We start from the raw sequence: 21,020 nt of genomic DNA on the forward strand, positions 1-21,020 counted from the left end.
CCCCACTTCCCCCACTTCCCCCACTTCCCCCACTTCCCCCACTTCCCCCACTTCCCCCACTTCCCCACTTCCCCCATTTCCCCATCTATCTATTTTGGTAAAATTCGGCCAATAGTGCGATTTTCGGGGGTAAAAGTCTCTTTAGCCACCCGTTGAATATCGGCTGCGGTGACAGCATTATAAGCATCTAATTGGGCGAATAAATTACGCCAATCGCCGGTTTTTACCTCGTATTCAATCAAGGATCGCGCCATGCCCATGTTAGAATCAAGACCTCTTAATAGGGCTGCCCGTAGTTGATTTTTAACCCGTTCTAATTCCTGTTCCGAAACCGGTTCATTTTTCAATCTTTCCAATTCCAAATTCAAACCCTGCGCTACTTCCTCCAGGCTGACATTAGGAGCGCTGAGAGCATAGAATAACAGCAAATTCGGGTATTTATCTCCCGGAAAGCCGTTAAATCCCTGGGCAGCGAGGGCAAGTTGTTTGTCCTCTACTAAAGCTTTATACAGTCGCGAAGTTCTTCCTTCACTCATTAAAGTGGCAATAACCTCGTAAACTGCATGATCGGGATGATTGAGGGCGGGACGATGGTATCCTTCTAAATACCAAGGCTGCGAGGCTAATTTTAGGGTAATTTCCTTTGTTTTGGTTTGGTTCGGTTCCACTACCGTCACCTGGGGGGGTTTCGGTTTAGCGGGAAAACGACCAAAATAAACCTTAGCTAACTGTTTGACCTGTTCTGGGTCCACATCTCCGGCGATAGCTATGGTTAAATTACTGGCAGCATAAAATTTATCGAAAAAGTTTTGGATATCTGAGGGTTCCAGATTGCGAATATCTCGATCGTAGCCGATAACGGGACGTTTGTAGGGATGGACAGTATAAGCTTGATCGAGAAAAGCTTCGATTAATAAACCCAAGGGGCTATTATCCGTCCGCATCCGTCTTTCTTCCAGAATTACGTCTTTTTCTTTGTAAAATTCCCGTTGGAACACCGGTTCTAAAAATCGTTCCGATTCCAAAGACATCCATAATTCCAATTTATTCGACGGGAAACTGTAAAAATAGCTAGTTGCATCGCTGGAAGTGGTGGCATTTAAACCGACTCCTCCCTGAGTTTCGACGATTTGCCCGTATTCGTTGCGTTGGACGAATTTCTCGGACTCTGCCTTAGTTTTTTGAAATTCTTCCGTTAATTTAGCCACTTCTGCGCTTTTACCTGCTTTTTTGGCCGCTTGTAGTTCTTTGTCTATAGCTTCAAGGCGATCGAGGACTTTTTTCTCGCTAAGATAATCGGTAGTACCGATGGTTTTTGTGCCTTTAAAGGCTAAATGTTCCAAAAAGTGGGCAACTCCTGTTTTACCGTCTGGTTCATCGGCACCTCCCACATCCGCATAGGTGACAAAGGAAATAACCGGGGCATCGCGATTTTCTAGGATAATAAATTTTAGTCCGTTATCGAGGCGAAATTCGGTAATTTTTTGTTGAAATTGCTTAAGGTAGGGGGTAATCGATTGTACATCGGCTGGTTGCTCTTTCGCTTGGGCAAGAAGGGGTGAGAAACTCCCAAAACTCCAAAACACAAGGAAAGCGACCCAAAAGCCGATTACAGCCCGATAATAGGGGTTATTTTTAATGATCATAGATAGTTTTATCAGGTATCGTGGGAGCGAGAGATCGATCGCTCTGTTCGATCTTAGCAGTCGATTGTTAGGAGAGGGGGAGTGGGAAGCTTTTTTCAGTGTTGCCAAAGGCACGGCGTAGCCGTCCAGTAAACAGTAAACAGTAAACAGTTAAGCTAAGACGCATTTAAACCGCTTATTCTTAGATTAGCCGAACCTCCCCCAATCCCTTTACTGTTGCCTTTTGCCTCTTGCCTTTTGCCTCGTCTCAACAAGCAATTTAAATTACGAACAGCTTAGGGACTTGCGTGGGAATAATATCCCAATCGATCGGAGGGCGCAAGCTTTGCGCCCCTACAGTAACGGATTTTGCCCACAATGTAGGGGCGAACTGCGTTCGCCCAAAAGGTACATTATCAAAGCGCAAGTCCCTTATCAGTTATCATTTCATTGTTTACTGTTCACTGTATCTCAACAGTAGAAGAATTTCTATAACATCGTCAAGTTTATTACTGTTTGGGCGACTATCACTGCCCATCTAAAATGCCTCTGAGAGGGTTGCGGGCTTTTTCTTCTAATTCTTTACCTCGCACCCAAAGGACAGTACAAAGTCCGAAGATAACTAGCCAAAATAGGGATATTGATTGCCATTCCCAAGATAGGCGATGATACAGAGCAAAAGAGGTAAACCCAAATACAATGGGAAACCAACAAAAATAGGGAAAAGCTAATATCGACAAGAATCGCACCCATCCTAAATCTGTTTTTTCTTTAGCCAGATACCAAATTCCCAAACCAAAGACAATAACCCCAGCCACCGCGCCAGCCACCGCGACAGCTACAGCCTCAGTCATAGCCACAATCCAAGCCAAATGCACAGCCAAAGTCACAGCCATAGCCCGAAGCACAGCCCTAGCCTCACCCGCAACCCTAGCGCTAGCCGCAGCCGCAGCCACAGCCACAGTCACAGCCCCAGCCCCAGCCCCAGCCCCAGCCGCCAGAGTCCCACCCACAACTAGAAGCGCAGCCCCAGCCCCAGCCGCAACCATAACCCCAGCCGCAACCAAAACCCCATCCTCAAACAAAGCTGTCACCCCTTCCCAAACTAGGTTTTTTCTGAGTAGTCGATACCATTCTTGGCAAAACGTCCAGGGTCCCAGTAAGCCCAATTGCATCAATAAAGTTGGCTCTGATTTATCTTTTTCGATTATAATTTCTCGCCATAAAACTCTCAAAAAAGACAGCATAACAGCAATTGTGATTGCCATCAAGCCATTGACCCAACTTTTTGGCTGATTCAGCATAATGGCAAATATTTCAATTACAGATCCAAGAGAAAGCAAGAAGACAATAGTTAAAACAATTAGATATTCTCGGCTTTTTTTAAACTGATATTCTATCTTCTTAAAAAGATTGCGCCAGTCGTTTCTTGTGGGGCGGCGGTAGTTGATTAAGCGAAACAGTAAGGCAAATTGTAATTCAGGTGTCAGACTATTAAATAAATATAACCAACGCTGGTTTGGAGTGATTTTACTTAACACTCGATCAACAAACTCTATTTTATTGTCTAAATTTTCAAGTGAAACCGATTCCAATTCATTTTTAAAAGAACTCAACTGAGTCAGATTAATTTCATTTTGTAACTGAATCGCACATAAAGGAATGACTAACCGAGGATCGACTTCAAAAGTGATTTTAGGAATATCATCAGCAGAGCTTTCAATAATTGCAGCAGCAACTTTCTTGACAGTAGCAGAGAACTGCAAAGTGCTTGAATTTTCAAAAGGTTGCCAAATCCAATTTAAGTCCGTTTCGATTACCTCTTGTGGCTGGCGCTTTTGTTTGACGGCTCGATTTTTTAGTCGGCGAATGAATCTGAATAGCATTAGTTTTCCTTTATGATAGAGTGCGATTGCGTTCAGCTTGACTATCTTCTAACTGCTTCAACAGTGCTGCAAGTCGAAAACTTACTTTTCCGCTTAAGTTCGGATCTTCCTGCAATCTTTCAAGTGCCTCAGCCGCTTCTGGTATGGCAATTTTAACTAGATCATCCATTGCTTCTATAGAGCCTTTTCGAGCTAAAGATTCTAGTTGATTAACTGCTAAACCTCCCATTCTGATCAACGCTTCTCGCACTTCTATAAAATGGGGTTGATTGGGATCATAGTAAATAACTAATTTTTCTACTGCTTGAGGCAAATTAGTGGCGGATAAGGCTTGAGCCGCTGCTTTTTGGCTGGCTGAATTATCTAAACTAGCAACTAAAAAATCAAATAATGCTTTCCCTCTAGGACGAAAATCAGCGGCGACTGAGCCAAAAGCACTACAAATTGATTCATCGGTTCTCAATTGTGTCTTAAAATAATCTATAATCTCCTGAGCAACTTCTGGTTTTACTTCTTGAGCATCTGCTAAACATTCAAATGCTGTCAGTGTATCTTGTTGATATACCGCCGTAATTAAATCCGTACTATTGTTTGCCAATCCACACCATAACTTGACAATTTCTAGCCAGTCGCTAGGAGCGTTTTGCCATTTTTGAATTAATTCAGCTTGTTTGTCTGTTAAAGCTGCTGCTACGAAATATTCTTGTAGAGTGAGATGAGGAAAATAATAACGCTGTCCGCCATCAATGCGAAGCAATAATCCACTGCGTTTGACGATTTCATCAACGATAGAATTAGCCTCTTTAGGCTCTAGATTTAATGAAGGTAAGACTTGTTTAACTTGTTCCCATACTTCAGAATCAAGAAGACTGCGGCGATCTTGCTGTTGTCGATTAGTGCTATTCTGAGCATAGAGTGCTAAATGTTGCAGAACTCGCCGCTTGTTGACACCACTATATTGATTAGCAATATTTCTTTCTTGATCGCGCAATTCTAATAAAACATCAGTAGCTTTAGTGTAAAATTCGGCTCGCGAATGAGGTAAAACGAAGGGAGTATCAGTATAAAGATAAGCGATGATTGTTAACAGTAGGGGATTCCGCGCCAGTGCCATAATTTTCGGTTTAGCTCGCAAGTTTTGAATCAATTGTTCTACTGATTTCTCTGGCGGCATTTCCGACTTCCAAGCTTGCAAAAAGCGGCGCATTTGTTGGTCACTAAATTCGTCAATCTCTAAAGTTTCCTCGGTGTTATCGACAAACTCATTATGATAAACAGCCGTCCGACAGGTAATAATTACCCGACATTTTTTATAATTTTCTAATTCTAAAAAGTCCTTAAGACACCGAACAACAGAAGAGCGAATGCCACTACTAACCTCATCTAACCCATCTAAAAGCAGCAGCAAACGTCCGTCTTTTAAACCTTGAGAGATGAAACGATTAGCTTTAGGAAAATTATGGCGATCGCAAGCTTCTACTAAATGTTGTTCTAACTTTTCTACTGTCAAATTAGCCTCATTGAGGCGGTTCAATTCTAGTAAAATTGGCACGGGACGATCCGATAAATTTTTGAATCGTCCTTCTGAATAGGAAAGTGCTAGATATTTTAATAACATCGACTTCCCCGAACCAGGCGCACCTTTAACCACTAAGCGGCCGTATTCTTGCACCGCATTTTCTGCTTCAATCAAAGAGCGATCGCTCGCTTTAAAAGCTTTTAAAGAAACATAAATCTCCCGCATTTCTAGGGGACGATGAGGACGAAAAGGTATATTAAGTTTTTGATATTTATCAATTAATGCTTGTCGATACTTTTTAAGAGCAATATTTTCAAATAAGGGTGTTCCAGCAAAGGTTTTATAAATCCATTTACTAATCGCATCTAAAGACTGATTGAGCCATTTTTTTAAGGTATCACTAATAACAGTCCCCACAATACCACCCAAAACAAGAATAACAAGCACAGGTATCCAGGCAGGATATTTATTAATATCATATTGTTGTTCATAGATATCCCATAATTCATCCTGTGGAAAACAAGAAGCTTGAGAATTTGCCTCTTTATACAAATTTAAAATATCACCAATTGTCTTTTTCTTTTTATCAGTATTAAAAAAGTTCAAACGGTCAGCTTCTGCATCTTTTTTTGCCCGATTTTGAATATCTCCCCTAAGTTGGTTACAGGGATTAGGTGCAGGAAGCTTTTTAGTAGAAACAGGCAAAATTGTCCCCCACGCGACTGAAATTGCCAGCGCTAGGACAAAAATCATCAATAACTGCTGCTTTTTCCAGTGAATAAACTTCATTCTCTTTACCGTTTCTTTGCTTTTTTCCCACATCCTGGCTACCAATATAACACTGATTTATACAGTATAGGCTACATATAAGGAGAGGCACTCATGCACGAGGGGGAATAAATAATCAGTTTTTAAGTAGCTGGTTATAATTAAATTAAAAATGGATTTTAGGTTCGATCCCCCCTGCCCCCCTTGATAAGGGGGGTGCCGATAGGCGGGGGGATCCCCCCTTAATCCCCCCTTGATAAGGGGGGTGCCGATAGGCGGGGGGATCTGACAACTTTTAACGCCTACCTACTTAACTGACTCCCGACTCCTGACTTTTAGACAAAAAATCTCTCCCTAAAGAGGAGAGAAGTCAAAAAAAGCACGAATAACAATGGGGGGGAGGCAGTTTTTATAGGTCGCCACCACGAAAAGCTAGTAGGAAAATGACAAAGGGGCCAGCTAACATGATTAGCGCCACGAAGGTGAGTTGAAAAATGGGTTCTAAATTGAGAGCCGCAAATAATTCCATGATGTCTCCTAACCTGTCTACAATGATTTTAAAGGCTAATCTGGTCAAAACCATTGTCTCTGGTCAAAACCATTGTCTATCATACAGGGGATGATTCGCTGGTTTTCCTGATTCGATACAAAAATACATAAAGTTTTGTTGCAATTCTGAATTTTCCCGCTTTCCTATTTCCTTCCCACTAGGGGCAATCTCAATGTTCAACTCTCTGGCCACATCTCCCGACTCGTTAACCCGGATTTATACTGGTTTTCAGGCACTCTCGGATCCCCTGCGACTGCAAATTTTGCAACTGTTGCGACATCAGGAATTATGCGTCTGTGAATTGCGCGACCATCTTGATATCGCCCAATCTAAATTATCTTTTCACCTAAAAACGCTAAAAGAAGCCAATTTAGTCCGCAGTCGTCAAGAGGGTCGTTGGATCTACTACAGCCTCAATCTATCTCAATTTCTTCTCCTAGAAGAATATCTATCGGAATATCGTCGTTTTAGTTCCCTCGTCCCCGCTCGTTTCTGCGAGGAAAATCAGTAACCAATCAAGATTTTTAGAAATATTAAAGCTTTATAACTAGCTTTTATCCTTGACATATCAACTTTTTTTGAAATAATAAAGGTGGATTACCCAATCTCCCATCATTCCCTTTCCACCTTTGTGCGATGACTAATCAAATCAATCCTAAAGCCGCCAAAGCTGGTGGTAGCCTTAGTGTTTTTGAAAAATATCTTACCCTTTGGGTTATTTTCTGTATTTTGGCGGGAATTGCCCTCGGTCGGTTATTTCCGGACGTAGCGCAGACTTTAGATGCCATGAGTATCTATAACGTTTCTATTCCGATCGCCATCTGTCTTTTCTTCATGATGTATCCGATCATGGTTAAGATCGACTTTTCTCAAGCTCTTCGGGCTGCCCGTACTCCCAAACCAGTTATTTTAACTTTAGTGGTTAATTGGCTGATCAAACCCTTTACCATGGTGGCGCTGGCTCAATTTTTTCTCGGCTGGCTGTTTCTGCCTTGGTTGAGTCAAACGGAGATTATCCGAGGACAGACGGTAAGTTTAGCTAGTTCCTACACTGCTGGAGCTATTTTACTAGGAATTGCTCCCTGTACGGCCATGGTCTTGATGTGGGGCTATCTTTCCTACAGTAACCAGGGTCATACCCTAATTATGGTAGCAGTCAATTCCCTAGCGATGCTTTTTCTCTACGCTCCTCTAGGTAAATGGTTACTGGCAGCTAATAATTTTGTAGTCCCCTGGCAGACCATTGTTTTTTCTGTGTTAATCTACGTTGGTTTACCGCTTATTGCCGGTATCTATAGCCGTCACTGGATTTTTAAACATAAAGGACGGGCCTGGTTTGAATCGCGTTTTCTTCACTATCTCAGTCCTGTGGCAATCACTGCCTTATTGTTAACCTTAATCCTCCTCTTTGCTTTCAAAGGCGATTTAATTGTTAGTAATCCCCTGCATATTTTCCTGATTGCTATTCCCCTGTTTATTCAAACTAATCTGATTTTTTTACTTAGTTATGTGGCCGCTCTCAAACTCAATTTAGTTTACGAAGATGCGGCTCCCGCTGCTTTAATTGGTGCTAGTAATCATTTTGAGGTAGCGATCGCCACTGCGGTGATGTTATTCGGATTGAATTCGGGGGCTGCTTTAGCGACAGTAGTGGGGGTATTGATTGAAGTACCTGTGATGTTAATGTTGGTAGAATTCTGTAAAAAAACCGCCTTTTGGTTTCCCAGAGATCCAGAAAAAGCCACCCTTCTCGATCCTCGTTGCTTGAGTTCTTACAAATAATTATTCACCATGATCCAATCGACTCACAAACCCAGGATTCTTTTTCTGTATGGCTCTTTACGGGAACGTTCCTACAGTCGTTTATTAGCAGAAGAAGCGGCCAGAATTATCACTGAATATGGGGCAGAAGTGCGCTTTTTTGATCCCCGTGAATTGCCGATTTATGGCAGTGTTCCCGATACTCATGCCAAAGTACAGGAATTACGAGAATTAAGTCAATGGTCCGAGGGTCAAGTCTGGTCATCTCCTGAACTACACGGCAATATTAGCGGCATTATCAAAAACCAAATTGATTGGATTCCCTTAAGTATTGGTGCGATTCGGCCAACTCAAGGCCGCACCTTAGCAGTCATGCAAGTAAGCGGAGGTTCCCAATCTTTTAACGCGGTTAATACCCTGCGAATTCTTGGTCGTTGGATGCGAATGTTTACTATTCCTAATCAATCTTCGGTGGCTAAAGCTTATCAGGAGTTTAATGAGGATGGCACGATGAAAGATTCCCCCTATCGAGATCGAGTTATTGATGTAATGGAGGAACTTTATAAGTTTACCATTCTCCTGCGAGATCAGGTAGATTATCTGACCGATCGCTATAGTGAAAGAAAGGAAAAAGAGAAAAAACGGTGTTAGGGGTTGGGTGTTGGGGAAGATGTTTCTTAATCCCTATTTCCCTATTTCCCTATTTCCCTATTTCCCCATTTCCCTATTTCCCTATTTCCCCATTTCCCTATTTCCTAATTAAATTTCTAGGAGTTAAAATCATGAAAAAAGTCATGTTTGCCTGTAGAAAAAATTCCTGTCGTTCCCAAATCGCCGAAGGTTTTGCTAAAACTTTAGGTGCGGGTAAAATTGAAGTCACCAGTTCCGGATTAGAAGCGGCCAAAGTTCACCCCGGAGCAATCGAAGTTATGGGGGAAATTGGTATCGATATTACTGACCAAACTTCTAAACCAATTAGGGATTTTAATCCTGAAGATTACGATGCCGTTATCTCCCTATGTGGTTGCGGTGTCAATCTGCCGGAAGGATGGGTTTTACAGGAAATTTTCGAGGATTGGTTAATTGATGATCCCGATGGTCAACCCATGGAAACTTTTCGCCGAGTTCGCGATGAAATTAAGGCTAAAGTTGTCGGATTAATTGAGCAGTTAAGTAGGTAGTTGTTAAAAGTTGTCAGACACCCCCCTTATTAAGGGGGGCAGGGGGGATCAGAGGCAAAATCTATTTTTAATTTAATTATAACTACTTACTTAAGTTAATTTCTCCCAAATTTTTTCGGCTCTCTTGTCGTTTGTGTGATAGATTTTAGCGATCGAATCTGTCTTCCTCTCTGTGTCCTTTGTGCCTCTGTGGTTTATCCCCAAGAGAATCTTTTTTCCAGTTTATCCCTTCGGTGAGAAAAATAAGAGCGGAAACCACAGTTGATGAAGAATATCTTCATTAATCCGACGCACGGCTAACCATTCCAACATATTGGAACGATGGGAGGTGGCCACTGCGATGGCACTGATGTCATCTTCTTCTGCTGCCGTCAAAACTTCTAATACAGGTGTTCCTAATCGCACTTCGCTCTGTACTTGCAAACCGAGTTTTTCTAGTCGCGCTTGCACCGATTCTAATTCCCGATGGGCATCATTTAAACGGTATTCGGTGACACCGGGATCGCGACTGATATTTTCCACTACCCGGACGAGAAGACATTGCTCAAAAGAGCCAGGGGCGCGGGTTTGAGCGTATTTTTCTATCTGTTCAATTAGATAAATTGCGTCGGAACTGCCATCGTAGGGAATTAATAAATGTTTCCAGAGATGCTGACAGCGCAGGGCCAATTCATCGCGAGTATAAACTGATAATAATTGCGGTCGGAAAATCAGCAGCGGAATATCGGTAATACCTGCGATCGCTAAACTGGTACTACCGAATAATTTTTCTTGGACAGCACCGCGCATGGGATTTCCCATCAAAATCACGTCAATAGAGTGATTAGCGAGGATTTCCCGCACGGCATCCACGGGACGACGGTTAGAGATTTCGACAATAACTGTCATACCGTCGGGAAGATTTGCTAAAGCTGGAGATAATTTTTCTTTGGCCGCATCAATTTTCCCTTGATCTACGGCAGCTAGGGTGGGTTGTTCCCAAATCGGAATACTGTGGAGGAAGATAACTTGTTTTAAGCCGCTCAGGGCTAAGTGTGGCACACAATGGACAAGACGATGGAGACCATCGAAAAGATCTGTACAGATCAAAGCGCGCTCGAACATAAATTAACCCCTAGCAATTCGGTTATCCTTCCCTAAGAATAGCTAAAAAGGTGAAGAAATGCGCCCCGCATCCCTAGCTCGTTTCCAGAGAAACCCAGCTGGAGAAAGAGGTCGCCCGCAGGGGTGAAATGAGTTACTGGGGGGCCCAGGGATTAGAATCTAGACCCCACTGGTGTTTGAGAAAAGCTTTGTACATATTTTCTCTGACCATCATTTGTTCGTAGAGCTTGATCAGGAAATCCTGCGCTTGCTCCTGACTCATTTTTTCTACCTGAGTCTGAAAAGAACGAATGTTGAACTGTTGTTCTAAGGAAAGTTCGATCGGTTGAGACATGGTGTTCCTCCTCGATGAAGACAGTGGTTGATAACAAGCGAGATGGGTGATGGGTATCACCTCTTTTCTTTAACTAATGTAACAAATACTTGACAAAGTGTCAATGTATCTGTAAAGAGGGTTTTGCTTTTTCCCTCCCGTTAGCTAGGATACCCCGCCGCCAAAAGGAAAGAAGCATATAATGATACATTTAGCAAGAGTTTTCATAAAATTTTGCTTACTGTGAACAAATACTTAAGTAGTTATACTTAGGCAGCCCAGATCGAGAGAAAATATTTGACAAATTGTGTAAACATTCTGTAATAATCGAAGAGAGCGACATAAATCGGGTAGGTTGAATGATTAGGCCTGTTAAAAGCTAAAAACGTAACCCCTAGATCCCGTCCCTCTCGTTGAAATCGTTAAGGATAGTCAAAATTGACGGCCACAGCCGCTATCGTGCAGAAACTACAAGCTTATCGCTGGGAAACATCCTCCTTAGCTCTGTTTGCCTTAAAAAAATCAGCATACAGGCACGGAATGTCGCACAAGTTTTTACATCAATCTATACTTGGAGGAATCCATCATGTCCGTTCGTCTATACGTTGGTAATTTACCCAAAGAATCCGTCGAGCGCGAAAAATTACAGGCGCTTTTTGCCGATGAAGGGGATACGATCACCACTAAAGTCATCAAAGACCGCAAAACCGGCAAATGTCGCGGTTTTGCCTTCGTTACCGTCCCTAGTGATGAACTAGCTGACCAGTTTATCGAAAAATACAACGGTCAATCCTTCATGGAAAACCCGATCAAAATCGAGAAAGCTCTCCCCCGCAGCAAGGGAGGTAAAGAAGAAGGAGAAGAAGCAGAAGGCACGGAGTCCAGCGTAGAAACCCCGGAAAAAGTCGAAAGACCGACTCCGAAACCGACGACGGCAGCACCGCGCAAATCCAGTGGTGGTGGTGGCGGCGGCGGCAAAAAACGCAAGGCTGAACGGGGTAGCAGCAGTACCCCGAAAGTTACCGGCGATGGTGACGCTTTACAGCCAGATCCCCGTTGGGCCAATGAATTGGCTAAACTCAAGGAAATGTTAGCAGCTCAGGCCACTAATCCCTAATTCCATTGACAAGAGGGCAAGGGATAGCCGATAACTAAGAGGTTCAAAACATCGCTTTTAGGAATGTGCATCATGACAGCAATCGATCCGGTCATTATCATGAAACAGGAGGTCGGTAAGGCCGCCGCTAATCTAGTTCAATCTAATTCAGTCGTGGGATTGGGAACTGGTTCAACGACGGCCTACGCGATCGAATATCTGGGTGCTAGACTGCAAAGCGGGGAAATCAGCAATATTGTCGGGGTTCCTACTTCTTTTCAAGCGCAAGTTTTGGCGAGGAAGTACGGAATTCCCCTCACTACCCTCGATGTCATCGTGAAGATGGATATCGCTATCGATGGGGCCGATGAGGTGGATCCCCAGAAAAACCTGATTAAAGGCGGCGGTGCTGCCCATACTCAGGAGAAAATTGTCGATAGTCTCGCCGATATTTTCGTCGTGGTAGTGGATGGCAATAAGCTGGTGGATAAGTTGGGATCGACTTTTCTTTTGCCGGTGGAAGTGTTACCCATGGCCATGACTCCGGTGATGCTGAAATTAGAAGCCCTCGGTGGTAAACCTTCCCTCCGCATGGGAGTGAAAAAAGCCGGCCCCGTGGTGACAGATCAAGGTAATTTAGTCATTGATGTTAAATTTGATAGTATCGATGATCCGGCTGATTTGGAAAGAACTATTAATAATATGCCGGGGGTTTTAGAAAATGGTTTATTTGTTGGGGTTGCTGATCTGATTCTCGTCGGTGAAATTATCGACGGTAAGCCGGTAGTGCGCGAAATTAAGTAGGCTTAATTATTCTTAAGCTAATAGTGAAACAGGCCTACAGCCTGTTTTATTAAGTAGTTAGGTGTTAAAAACTGTCAGATACCCCCCTTATTAAGGGGGGATTAAGGGGGGATCGAATTATGGGTGTGTACAGACAAAGAGCAAAACAAAGAGAGACTATAGGCTAATAAAAAATCTGTCCCTTTTTGACAGAAAATATCTGGGAAGATTGCAACCAGCGAGACTCAAAAGAACTGAGATGAGTCGTGGTAATTAAAGTTTGAAACCGGTCTTCGATCGCATCTAATAATTGATTTTGTCGTTCGATATCTAATTCCGCTAAAACATCATCGAGGAGTAGTAGGGGAGGTTCCCCGATAATCTGCTCTAATAACTGTAATTCCGCTAATTTTAAGGCTAAAACTAAGGTTCTTTGTTGTCCTTGGGAACCGTAGGATTTAGCGGGGTTTTGGTTAATTAAAAAATCCACTTCATCCCGGTGGGGACCGACTACCGATGTCCCTAGTTGTTTCTCTGCCAAACGACGGGTTTCAATCTTATCTAAAAAAGCCCTTTGTACCCCATTGACATCATCTTCTACCCAAGGCACATTGGGAATATATTGTAATTCTAAAAGTTCGGTTTTTCCGCTAATACTTTCGTGCCATTTTTGGGCTAAAGGAATTAATCTTTGCAGGACTCGCGCCCTTCTTCTCGTTACTCTTGAACCGGTTTCTGCTAGTTGTAAATCCCAGAGTTTTAGCTGGGATAAATCCCCATAAACTTTTCCCTCTAATTCCTGTTTACGAATCTCTTTTAAGAGAGCATTTCTTTGTCGTAAAACCTGATTATATTGCTGTAAAATATGAACGTATAGGGGTTCTAATTGAATTAATAAAGTATCTAACCAATCTCGGCGAGCTTCCGGACCACCGCGCACTAAATCCAGATCGAGACTAGAAAATTGTACCGCATTAATCACGCCCAAAAAATCGAGATGACGGCGCAGGGGTTGACGATCACGGATCACGGTGCGACGACCGGAAGAACGGAGAATTAAACTTAATTCTGATGCTCCATAAAGACGATTAACCCTAGCAAAAATTCTCGCCTCCGAGTCCGATTCTAGCACCAGATCCCGATCCTTGCTGACTCGATGGCTCTTGAGAGTGGACAAAAGTTCGATCGCTTCTAGTAAATTGGATTTTCCCTGAGCATTATTGCCCAATAATATTGTTTTTTTAGAGTCGAATTTTAGCAACTGTTCGGCATAATTTCTAAAACTGTGAAGATGTAGGTGTTCGAGATACATTGCAAGTTGGGGGTTAGCTGTTGGGGGTTGGGGAAGTGGGGTGTGGGGTGTGGGGTGTGGGGAGAAAACAACTGATAACTGATCACTGATAATGGCAGCGGTTTAGGGTTAAGTGAATTTGGTATAATTGCCCTTGACAATCAATATTTTATAGTAGCTTTTACCTTGAAAATTCCTTTTTTGCCTTTAAAACAGACTGAAAGTCTATCTAAACTCGCTTTGATTGCTATACTCGCTTTTGATGCTTCTGTGTCTCTCGCAGGACAATTTCCCGATGGCAGAATATTTTTTGAGAGTTCTCCCACTCTGGTTAATTTCTCCGCTACTTTCCAATCCGTGCGTACTTGGGGGGCAAAATACTATCTTACCATCGCTCTACCGCCGTCTCTCGGGGCGCCCTTGGGTAAAGTAACCATACAACAGCAGCCTAATATTCAAACTATTGCTTTTCTTGGCGATCAAACCTTTGCTTTTCTTGGCGATCGCAATCAGCGAGGCGAAAAATTAACCCTAAAATCCACCACTTTTGACCCCAATACTCAGACGATTACGGTCATTTTTGATCCTCCTGTCCCCCCCGGTAATACCGTTTCCATCGGTCTGAAACCAGTACGAAATCCTGATTATGGTGGTGTCTATCAGTTTGGAATTACTGCTTATCCCCCCGGGGACAATTCTCCCGGATTAGCTCTAGGAGTCGGACGTTTAACAATTTACGATGCTGGCGATCGCTGGTAGTCCGTTCTGCGTCTAAAAACAGTAATCAGTGAGCAGTAATCAGTCAGCAGTAAAAAGACAGTAGGAAACCTCAGTTCCCTGACTTCGTTGTCCATTTGAGGTCAGGGATTAAGCGTTTGCTTGACCCAAATTCGGAATTGTTTTAATGCCATGGCACTACCTATTTTTTGACTATTTTGTAGGGTTTCTGGAATTTTTTCTATTAGATTAAATTGAGAAAATAGTCGGCTTTGGCAAGATTCAACATATTCTGATCCTTGCAAAACATTGATTTCCAGTCTCTCTCCATTATATCGCCACAATTCAGGAACACCCAATCGCTCATAATTATTAAATCGGGTTCGCTTAGTAATATCAATCTCAATTGCTAAATCGGGAGGGGGATCAATCGTCAAATCAAGGCGCGTTTTTCCTCTGACAGCAGCACAATTTTCGATATAAAAAGACTCATCTGGTTCTATTCCTTGATCCATTTGTTGATTTTTAAAGGTTGTCGATCCGGCGGGTTCATAGTCTAACCCTAATTCATCTAGGAGAACTTTAACCAAATCCCCGATTAAAACTTTGGTATTTTCATGAATAAAAAGAGGAGTCATTGCTTCTAAAGTTCCCTGACTATAAGATAGACGAATTGACCGTCGATCTCCCAATTCGTCAAGAATTGTTTCATAATCTTGCCAAGTGAGTGAAGTTAACAACAGGCGATCGCCTGGGGTAACAGTTAGTTGTTTTAATGCTAATAACATCAGAATTTGTCGGCTCAGTTGTTATAATTGGGCAGTTTAGTCAGTATTTAACTTTTTTCTACCTTAGATTATATTATATAGCCGTTTTCATCAGAATGAGGCATGGGCAAGGGGCTTAAACTCTTTGTTGGCAAAACTTGTCGATACCTCAGTAACGTGAAAAGCTCTATATGCAAACTGAAAACTCAAATCTGATCACTGATCAAGGAGAACTTCCCACCTTACCCTTGATACCAAATCCGTTGAGTAACGCACAGAAAACGGGTTTCTCGGAGAAACCCGTTTTCTACTCATGCAAGGGGCAAGAGGAGAAATAGATAATCAGCCTTTAATAACTGGATTTAGTATGAGATAACGGCCTCAACTTTCCCGTCTGAGTTTTAGAAAAATTTAACTTTATTCAATCCATGAACATCTGTTCAGATGTTATACTAAAGTCAGTAAAGAAGTTCCGAGGTAGTAACCATGATCGCTGTCACCACCATGAAATGTGCTTGTAAATCCTGTGAGTGTCAAGTATCGATCGCCGATGCCATCAAAAAAAACGATCAATACTACTGTTGCCAAGCTTGTGCCGATGGTCACGTTGACGGGAAAGGCGGTGGACACCAGGGCTGTTGTTGCAGTCAAATTTAGTTATTGGGGAGAAGGGGACAAGTATCGACATGGAAGATTCGATCGATACCTCCCTTTCTCAACTTTCCCTTAATAACCGATCAGGAAAAAATATGGCCCTAGAGAAAATAGCGCCGGTTTGTGGGGAATCCCATCACCAAGAGGCGAAATTCCAGCACTTGCAGGGATTAGAACTAGAAAAAGCCCAAAAAATGGCCGAATTTTTCAGCCTTTTGGGGGATGCCAACCGCCTCAGAATTCTGTCGCTTTTAGCCAAACAAGAATTATGTGTTTGTGACTTAGCCGACGACTTAGGGATGAGTGAATCGGCCGTATCGCACCAGTTAAGAACCCTAAGAGCCTTAAGATTAGTTAAATACCAAAAACAGGGACGGAGAGTCTTTTATCGTCTTGCCGATCATCATGTCCTTGACCTTTATTATGCGGTCTCGGAACATTTAGAAGAGCCAGCGGACGAGGACTAAAATAGTCCCAAAGCGGGTAAAACAAACTGTAAGAGCAGAGAACCAATCCCCTGCACCATTTGGTCTAATTGAGCGTTGCCACCACCTTGTTCTCGCGGTTTTAGGGCGATTTCCATGCCTTTAATAAAATTCTCTGCTGCTTCGTAACCGGGGGTGTTACCTTGCTGTTCAAAGAGAGTCGAAGCCATTTGAGCGTCCTGGGCTGCTAGAGCATTTTGTCCCAGACGATAGTGAGCCATGGCCCGGGCCAGATAAGCTGGAGCATATTCCGAGTTAATTGTCAAGGCCTTATTAAAATTTTCTATAGCAGCGCTGGTGCGTCCCTGTTTTCCTTCCACCATTCCTAGTCCGTAGAATAGTTCAGGAGTACCGGCGGCACTGGGAATTCCCACCGCACCCTGCACGTATGCAGTATCTAGTTTGGTGTTGTCGAGGTTAGCATTGTTGAGATAAGCGCCTCTTAAATCCGCACCCGTCAAGATTGCCCCAGTTAAGTTCGCTCCAGTGAGATTAGCACCAAAAAGAGAGGCACTGGTTAAATTTGCACCACTCAGATCCGCTCCACTTAAATTAGCTTGACTAAGATTAGCACCGACGAGATTGGCCCCATTTAATTTTGCCCCGACTAGATTCGATTGCACTAACCCCGAACCGCTTAGATCGCATTGGGGACATTGTCGGGTGGATAATAATTGCTGTAGGTGGTTTAAATCTTCCCCATAACCAACTAGGGACAAGTTAAGGGGAAGACTGAGGACGAGGGTTAGGGCGATCGATTTGTACATAGTTTAAAAAGAACTCTATTTATTATTGTTGATAATGACCATGGGATCGGGGCTAATCGCTGAACTAGATTTTGCTTGAGAAATCAGCCCTTGTCCACTAAAATAGGAGATTAGAGGCTCTTAAGGTCAGAAGAAGCGACAAAATCGAGATTTGTTACCTTTTCAACAGCAGGTTTTTTAGAGGAATTTCCCTATTTTATAATGACTACTCTACACGGTAATTGGCTGATTGGTTCGCAGGATAGTGTTTTTTTTCTTTGGGGTGAACAGTGGCAAGGGAAGGAATTAAGTGAAACAAAGGAAAATCATCCTTTTTGTCTAGAATCTAGGGCATTAGCCCAATTTATTGAGAAATTTTCTCCTCAGCTTGATCGCTATTCTCCAGAATCAATCAAGCTCAGTCTGCCTAGTTATTCTCCCCCAAGGAAAAAATATTTTTTACCGCTGCTGTCAGGGCAAATTCTCGAACCCACAACTAAATCCTTGTCTTGGCAACCATGGCAGGTATCGGGATTAACTTTTTCTGCGGGGATGATAGTACAGTTATGGGAAAAATTACCCCTAGCTAAGGCCGAATTTATCGGCAATGATCTACGATTTTGGCTGTATTTGCACCGTTGGAGTTTAGATTTATTAGCAAGGGGGAAATTTTTAGCAGGAATAAATCAAGGTCAAAGTTGCTGGTATCCGCTGCTAGATAGTACCATCGATCGCACTCGTTTAGCTAAGTTTATCCAAACCATCCCCCCGGTTTGTCTTGCCTATCAAGAAAATAGCGAACCACAAACAATCATTCTCGATTGCTTAAAAAATATTGTCGATGCTCGTTTGCGACAAAAGATAGATAGTACTGTTAATATTTCGCCGTCATTGATGGTGAAACCCTGGCTACAATCTTTAAGCGGTGATCATCATGACATTGCCTTAGAAGCCAAGAATTTACAGCGTCTAGAAAATGCTTATAATAACTGGGTGTTTCCTATCCAAGAAAGTTTAGTTAATGGCAATAATCGCCAATTAATCGAGAATCAATACCGTGTTTGTTTATGTTTACAACCTCCCAGTCTAGGAACAGCGTGGAAACTTACCTATTATTTACAAGCGTTAGATGATCCCGAATTTCTCATTAGTGCCAAGTTGATTTGGTTAGAGGGCAGAGAAAGTTATCATAGTTATCAAAGAGTTGTCAATAATCCCCAGGAAATTCTCTTAAAAGGACTGGGACTAGCGGCGCGATTGTACGAACCGATTAGAATTAGTTTAGAGCAAAGACACCCGGAGGAATGTTCTCTTGATTCGATCGAAGTTTATCAGTTTATTCGCTTGATCGCTTGGCAATTGCAAGAGCAGGGATTAGGGGTAATTTTACCAACGGGTTTAACTGCCGGTAGTAATGAACAAAGATTAGGAATTAAGATTGCTGCCAGTGTAACTCCCAAAAAAGGAGAAAGATTAAGTCTAACCAGTTTATTAAACTTTCAGCTTAAATTAGTGGTAGGGGAACAGGAAATATCAAAAAAAGATTTTGATAAGTTATTAGAGAAAAAATCGCCAGTGGTGGAAGTGGGGGGCAAATGGTTAATCCTACAGCCTACGGATGTCAAAGCAGCTCAGGCAATTTTAAATAATACCATCACTCCCCTGAATCTCTCGGTGGAAGATGCCCTGCGCTTGAGTTCAGGAGATAATAATCTAATTGCTAAACTGCCGGTAGTCAATTTCCAAGCGGAGGGAGCATTAAAGGAATTAATTGATAATTTAAATAACAATCAAGGGATTCAATTAATCAACCCACCTAGGGAATTTCGGGGAGAATTACGTCCCTATCAACTCAAGGGAGTTAGTTGGTTAGCTTTCCTAGAAAAGTGGGGTTTAGGTGCTTGTTTAGCCGATGATATGGGTTTAGGAAAAACCCCGCAACTAATCGCTTTTTTACTAGCATTAAAAGAAGAGGATATGTTAGTTAATCCCGTGTTAGTGGTTGCTCCCACTTCCGTGGTTAATAACTGGGAACATGAGTTAAGAAAATTCGCTCCCACCCTGTCTGTTTTTGTGCATCATGGCGAAAAAAGATTAAAAGGTCAAGCTTTTGCTCAAGCGGTAAAAAATCAATCGGTTGTTATTACCAGTTATCCTTTAATCTATCGGGATCTGTCCAGTTTAGAAGCAGTACAATGGCAAGGGTTAGTTTTAGATGAGGCTCAAAATATTAAAAATTCTACGGCTAAACAATCCCAAGCAGTGCGAAAAATACCCGCAGGGTTTCGGATTGCCTTAACGGGAACTCCCGTAGAAAATCGCCTGACGGAATTATGGTCAATTTTGGATTTTCTCAATCCCAACTTTTTAGGAACTCAAGCCTTTTTTCAGCGTCGTTTTGCCCTTCCTATTGAAAAATACGGCGATCAAGAATCCCTGCATAATTTGCGTTCTCTTGTCCGTCCTTTTATTTTAAGGAGATTAAAAACCGATAAAACTATTATTGAAGATTTACCAGAAAAACAGGAAATGAATGTCCTGTGTGGTTTATCAAAAGAACAGGGACAACTTTATCAACAATTAGTCGAGACAACCCTCCAGAAAATTGAAGAAACCCAAGGAATTCAGAGACATGGATTAATTTTAACCTTGCTAATGCAACTTAAACAAATTTGTAATCATCCCGCTCACTTTTTGAAAGAAAATAGTTTAGAAACCAGTCAAAGATCGGGAAAATTATTACGCTTAGAAGCTATGGTAGAGGAAGTGATAGCAGAAGGCGATCGAGCTTTAATTTTTACACAATTTGCCGAGTGGGGAAAACTCCTACAAACCCATCTCCAGAAAAAATTAGCCGAGGAAATATTATTTCTCTCCGGTTCTACCAAAACAAAAGATCGGGTAGAAATGATCGAGCGCTTTCAAAATGATCCCCAAGGACCAAAGATTTTTATTCTCTCCCTGAAAGCAGGGGGAACAGGATTAAATTTAACCCGCGCTAATCACGTTTTTCATATCGATCGTTGGTGGAATCCGGCCGTAGAAAATCAGGCCACCGATCGCGCTTTCCGCATCGGACAAAAACGTAATGTTCAGGTACATAAATTCATCTGTACGGGAACCCTAGAGGAACGCATTAATGAGATGATCGAAAGCAAGAAACAATTAGCGGAACAAACCGTAGATGCTGGGGAAAATTGGTTAACCGAATTAGATACCGATCGCCTGCGAGATTTATTATTATTAGACCGATCAGCAATTATTGATGAAGAAGAAACCGATTAGAAGCGAACTACCTGATAAATCTGGGTTGGGTTCATAATTAATATCGCTCTTCTGGGACTTTTGAGAATGTCCCTGTCAGAACAGAATCGGCTTAATTCTTCTGAGAACATCCTGGAGCAACTGGAATGTATGTCACCAAACCTCCTCTCCCATTGGCCGTCCCCAATCCACTTCCGGCTCCGGTGATTCAATAACCTCAGCCAGTAGTTCTTCGAGGCTTAACTCAGGCAAGGCTTGAATTAGCTCAATTACTAGCTTTCCGTTTTCCACAGAACATTCAACAACGTCATTGGGATTGAGGTTTAGTGCTTCCACCGCATACTTGGGAATCCGAATCGCTAAAGAATTACCGCTCAACTAAACTTACTCAAACTTACTTAAAAGCCTGAAAGCTTAGTCATTCGTAGTGGATCAAGCACTACAGGATTAAACGGCAAACCCTTTATTCCCTGGTCAATGACATCAGGAATTACTTTTCTAATGATGTTA

At 42.4% G+C, this 21,020-nt stretch carries 20 protein-coding genes; 10 read left to right on the forward strand and 10 right to left on the reverse strand.

The window, feature by feature from the left end; genetic code table 11:
* Window positions 1-89: 89 nt before the first annotated feature.
* The 4 genes from IM515_RS17485 to psb30 all read right to left on the reverse strand — a co-directional run bounded on the left by IM515_RS17485 (window position 90) and on the right by psb30 (window position 6,327).
* Window positions 90-1,646, reverse strand: a complete 1,557-nt coding sequence (locus IM515_RS17485; protein ID WP_287629071.1) for a M16 family metallopeptidase — start codon at window positions 1,644-1,646, stop codon at window positions 90-92.
* A 506-nt stretch (window positions 1,647-2,152) separates the two neighbouring features.
* The gene (locus IM515_RS17490; RefSeq protein ID WP_287629072.1) at window positions 2,153-3,511 is read right to left on the reverse strand and encodes a hypothetical protein; all 1,359 of its coding nucleotides are present in this window, start codon (window positions 3,509-3,511) and stop codon (window positions 2,153-2,155) included.
* Between the two features lie 10 nt (window positions 3,512-3,521).
* The gene (locus tag IM515_RS17495; protein WP_346304829.1) at window positions 3,522-5,852 is read right to left on the reverse strand and encodes an NACHT domain-containing protein; all 2,331 of its coding nucleotides are present in this window, start codon (window positions 5,850-5,852) and stop codon (window positions 3,522-3,524) included.
* A gap of 355 nt (window positions 5,853-6,207) precedes the next feature.
* Window positions 6,208-6,327, reverse strand: coding sequence for a photosystem II reaction center protein Ycf12/Psb30 (gene psb30 / locus IM515_RS17500; RefSeq protein WP_002736367.1), 120 nt, complete (start codon window positions 6,325-6,327; stop codon window positions 6,208-6,210).
* A 193-nt stretch (window positions 6,328-6,520) separates the two neighbouring features.
* Here psb30 and IM515_RS17505 point away from each other — a divergent pair, with 193 nt between their 5' ends.
* From IM515_RS17505 to arsC, 4 genes are all read left to right on the forward strand, one after another.
* Window positions 6,521-6,859 carry an ArsR/SmtB family transcription factor gene (locus IM515_RS17505; RefSeq protein WP_287629075.1) on the forward strand — a complete coding sequence of 113 codons (339 nt, stop codon included), beginning with the start codon at window positions 6,521-6,523 and terminating at the stop codon, window positions 6,857-6,859.
* Between the two features lie 125 nt (window positions 6,860-6,984).
* Complete coding sequence (gene arsB / locus IM515_RS17510) at window positions 6,985-8,130, forward strand: ACR3 family arsenite efflux transporter (protein WP_287629076.1); 1,146 nt, start codon at window positions 6,985-6,987, stop codon at window positions 8,128-8,130.
* Window positions 8,131-8,139: 9 nt separating this feature from the next.
* The gene (arsH, locus tag IM515_RS17515) at window positions 8,140-8,760 is read left to right on the forward strand and encodes an arsenical resistance protein ArsH (protein WP_287629077.1); all 621 of its coding nucleotides are present in this window, start codon (window positions 8,140-8,142) and stop codon (window positions 8,758-8,760) included.
* A gap of 131 nt (window positions 8,761-8,891) precedes the next feature.
* Window positions 8,892-9,290 (forward strand): arsenate reductase, glutathione/glutaredoxin type, encoded by a 399-nt coding sequence (gene arsC / locus IM515_RS17520; protein ID WP_287629078.1) that lies wholly within the window; start codon window positions 8,892-8,894, stop codon window positions 9,288-9,290.
* 222 nt (window positions 9,291-9,512) lie between these two features.
* Here the strand turns inward: arsC and IM515_RS17525 are convergent, their stop codons facing one another.
* Together IM515_RS17525 and IM515_RS17530 are read right to left on the reverse strand one after the other, a co-directional pair.
* Complete coding sequence (locus IM515_RS17525; protein WP_287629079.1) at window positions 9,513-10,394, reverse strand: universal stress protein; 882 nt, start codon at window positions 10,392-10,394, stop codon at window positions 9,513-9,515.
* 133 nt (window positions 10,395-10,527) lie between these two features.
* On the reverse strand, window positions 10,528-10,728 hold the full coding sequence (locus tag IM515_RS17530; RefSeq protein WP_002739006.1) for an NblA/ycf18 family protein: 201 nt from the start codon (window positions 10,726-10,728) through the stop codon (window positions 10,528-10,530).
* Window positions 10,729-11,293: 565 nt separating this feature from the next.
* Here IM515_RS17530 and IM515_RS17535 point away from each other — a divergent pair.
* Window positions 11,294-11,824 carry an RNA recognition motif domain-containing protein gene (locus IM515_RS17535; protein ID WP_002772129.1) on the forward strand — a complete coding sequence of 177 codons (531 nt, stop codon included), beginning with the start codon at window positions 11,294-11,296 and terminating at the stop codon, window positions 11,822-11,824.
* 72 nt (window positions 11,825-11,896) lie between these two features.
* Window positions 11,897-12,607, forward strand: coding sequence for a ribose-5-phosphate isomerase RpiA (rpiA, locus tag IM515_RS17540; protein ID WP_002747271.1), 711 nt, complete (start codon window positions 11,897-11,899; stop codon window positions 12,605-12,607).
* A gap of 163 nt (window positions 12,608-12,770) precedes the next feature.
* Here the strand turns inward: rpiA and recF are convergent, their stop codons facing one another.
* On the reverse strand, window positions 12,771-13,898 hold the full coding sequence (gene recF, locus IM515_RS17545) for a DNA replication/repair protein RecF (protein WP_287629080.1): 1,128 nt from the start codon (window positions 13,896-13,898) through the stop codon (window positions 12,771-12,773).
* A gap of 165 nt (window positions 13,899-14,063) precedes the next feature.
* On the opposite strand from recF, the gene IM515_RS17550 reads away from it, so the two are divergent.
* Window positions 14,064-14,636 carry a DUF2808 domain-containing protein gene (locus tag IM515_RS17550; RefSeq protein WP_287629081.1) on the forward strand — a complete coding sequence of 191 codons (573 nt, stop codon included), beginning with the start codon at window positions 14,064-14,066 and terminating at the stop codon, window positions 14,634-14,636.
* Between the two features lie 101 nt (window positions 14,637-14,737).
* Here IM515_RS17550 and IM515_RS17555 read toward each other — a convergent pair whose 3' ends face one another.
* Window positions 14,738-15,382 carry a Uma2 family endonuclease gene (locus IM515_RS17555; protein WP_287629082.1) on the reverse strand — a complete coding sequence of 215 codons (645 nt, stop codon included), beginning with the start codon at window positions 15,380-15,382 and terminating at the stop codon, window positions 14,738-14,740.
* Window positions 15,383-15,847: 465 nt separating this feature from the next.
* Between IM515_RS17555 and IM515_RS17560 the strand changes: the two genes are divergently transcribed.
* Window positions 15,848-16,018 (forward strand): metallothionein, encoded by a 171-nt coding sequence (locus IM515_RS17560; protein ID WP_287629083.1) that lies wholly within the window; start codon window positions 15,848-15,850, stop codon window positions 16,016-16,018.
* A 29-nt stretch (window positions 16,019-16,047) separates the two neighbouring features.
* Complete coding sequence (locus tag IM515_RS17565) at window positions 16,048-16,482, forward strand: ArsR/SmtB family transcription factor (RefSeq protein WP_192575996.1); 435 nt, start codon at window positions 16,048-16,050, stop codon at window positions 16,480-16,482.
* On the opposite strand, the gene IM515_RS17570 is transcribed toward IM515_RS17565, so the two are convergent.
* Window positions 16,479-17,267, reverse strand: coding sequence for a pentapeptide repeat-containing protein (locus IM515_RS17570; protein ID WP_287629084.1), 789 nt, complete (start codon window positions 17,265-17,267; stop codon window positions 16,479-16,481). The two genes, IM515_RS17565 and IM515_RS17570, sit on opposite strands and share 4 nt — an antisense overlap.
* A 201-nt stretch (window positions 17,268-17,468) precedes the next feature.
* Here IM515_RS17570 and IM515_RS17575 point away from each other — a divergent pair, with 201 nt between their 5' ends.
* Window positions 17,469-20,531: a sll1366 family intein-prone helicase gene (locus tag IM515_RS17575; RefSeq protein WP_287629085.1), complete on the forward strand. Its 3,063-nt coding sequence runs from the start codon at window positions 17,469-17,471 to the stop codon at window positions 20,529-20,531.
* A 132-nt stretch (window positions 20,532-20,663) separates the two neighbouring features.
* Here the strand turns inward: IM515_RS17575 and IM515_RS17580 are convergent, their stop codons facing one another.
* Window positions 20,664-20,888: an AbrB/MazE/SpoVT family DNA-binding domain-containing protein gene (locus tag IM515_RS17580; RefSeq protein WP_287629086.1), complete on the reverse strand. Its 225-nt coding sequence runs from the start codon at window positions 20,886-20,888 to the stop codon at window positions 20,664-20,666.
* Window positions 20,889-21,020 lie beyond the last annotated feature (132 nt).

It is taken from the genome of Microcystis sp. M44BS1, from assembly GCF_020244875.1.
GTDB lineage: Bacteria > Cyanobacteriota > Cyanobacteriia > Cyanobacteriales > Microcystaceae > Microcystis > Microcystis panniformis.

Bases quoted from the DNA above. Each gene is read 5' to 3' on its own strand.
- IM515_RS17485 (WP_287629071.1), bottom strand. From the start codon at position 1,646: ATGATCATTAAAAATAACCCCTATTATCGGGCTGTAATCGGCTTTTGG.
- IM515_RS17490 (WP_287629072.1), bottom strand. From the start codon at position 3,511: ATGCTATTCAGATTCATTCGCCGACTAAAAAATCGAGCCGTCAAACAA.
- IM515_RS17495 (WP_346304829.1), bottom strand. From the start codon at position 5,852: ATGTGGGAAAAAAGCAAAGAAACGGTAAAGAGAATGAAGTTTATTCAC.
- psb30 (WP_002736367.1), bottom strand. From the start codon at position 6,327: ATGGAATTATTTGCGGCTCTCAATTTAGAACCCATTTTTCAACTCACC.
- IM515_RS17505 (WP_287629075.1), top strand. From the start codon at position 6,521: ATGTTCAACTCTCTGGCCACATCTCCCGACTCGTTAACCCGGATTTAT.
- arsB (WP_287629076.1), top strand. From the start codon at position 6,985: ATGACTAATCAAATCAATCCTAAAGCCGCCAAAGCTGGTGGTAGCCTT.
- arsH (WP_287629077.1), top strand. From the start codon at position 8,140: ATGATCCAATCGACTCACAAACCCAGGATTCTTTTTCTGTATGGCTCT.
- arsC (WP_287629078.1), top strand. From the start codon at position 8,892: ATGAAAAAAGTCATGTTTGCCTGTAGAAAAAATTCCTGTCGTTCCCAA.
- IM515_RS17525 (WP_287629079.1), bottom strand. From the start codon at position 10,394: ATGTTCGAGCGCGCTTTGATCTGTACAGATCTTTTCGATGGTCTCCAT.
- IM515_RS17530 (WP_002739006.1), bottom strand. From the start codon at position 10,728: ATGTCTCAACCGATCGAACTTTCCTTAGAACAACAGTTCAACATTCGT.
- IM515_RS17535 (WP_002772129.1), top strand. From the start codon at position 11,294: ATGTCCGTTCGTCTATACGTTGGTAATTTACCCAAAGAATCCGTCGAG.
- rpiA (WP_002747271.1), top strand. From the start codon at position 11,897: ATGACAGCAATCGATCCGGTCATTATCATGAAACAGGAGGTCGGTAAG.
- recF (WP_287629080.1), bottom strand. From the start codon at position 13,898: ATGTATCTCGAACACCTACATCTTCACAGTTTTAGAAATTATGCCGAA.
- IM515_RS17555 (WP_287629082.1), bottom strand. From the start codon at position 15,382: ATGTTATTAGCATTAAAACAACTAACTGTTACCCCAGGCGATCGCCTG.
- IM515_RS17560 (WP_287629083.1), top strand. From the start codon at position 15,848: ATGATCGCTGTCACCACCATGAAATGTGCTTGTAAATCCTGTGAGTGT.
- IM515_RS17565 (WP_192575996.1), top strand. From the start codon at position 16,048: ATGGAAGATTCGATCGATACCTCCCTTTCTCAACTTTCCCTTAATAAC.
- IM515_RS17570 (WP_287629084.1), bottom strand. From the start codon at position 17,267: ATGTACAAATCGATCGCCCTAACCCTCGTCCTCAGTCTTCCCCTTAAC.
- IM515_RS17575 (WP_287629085.1), top strand. From the start codon at position 17,469: ATGACTACTCTACACGGTAATTGGCTGATTGGTTCGCAGGATAGTGTT.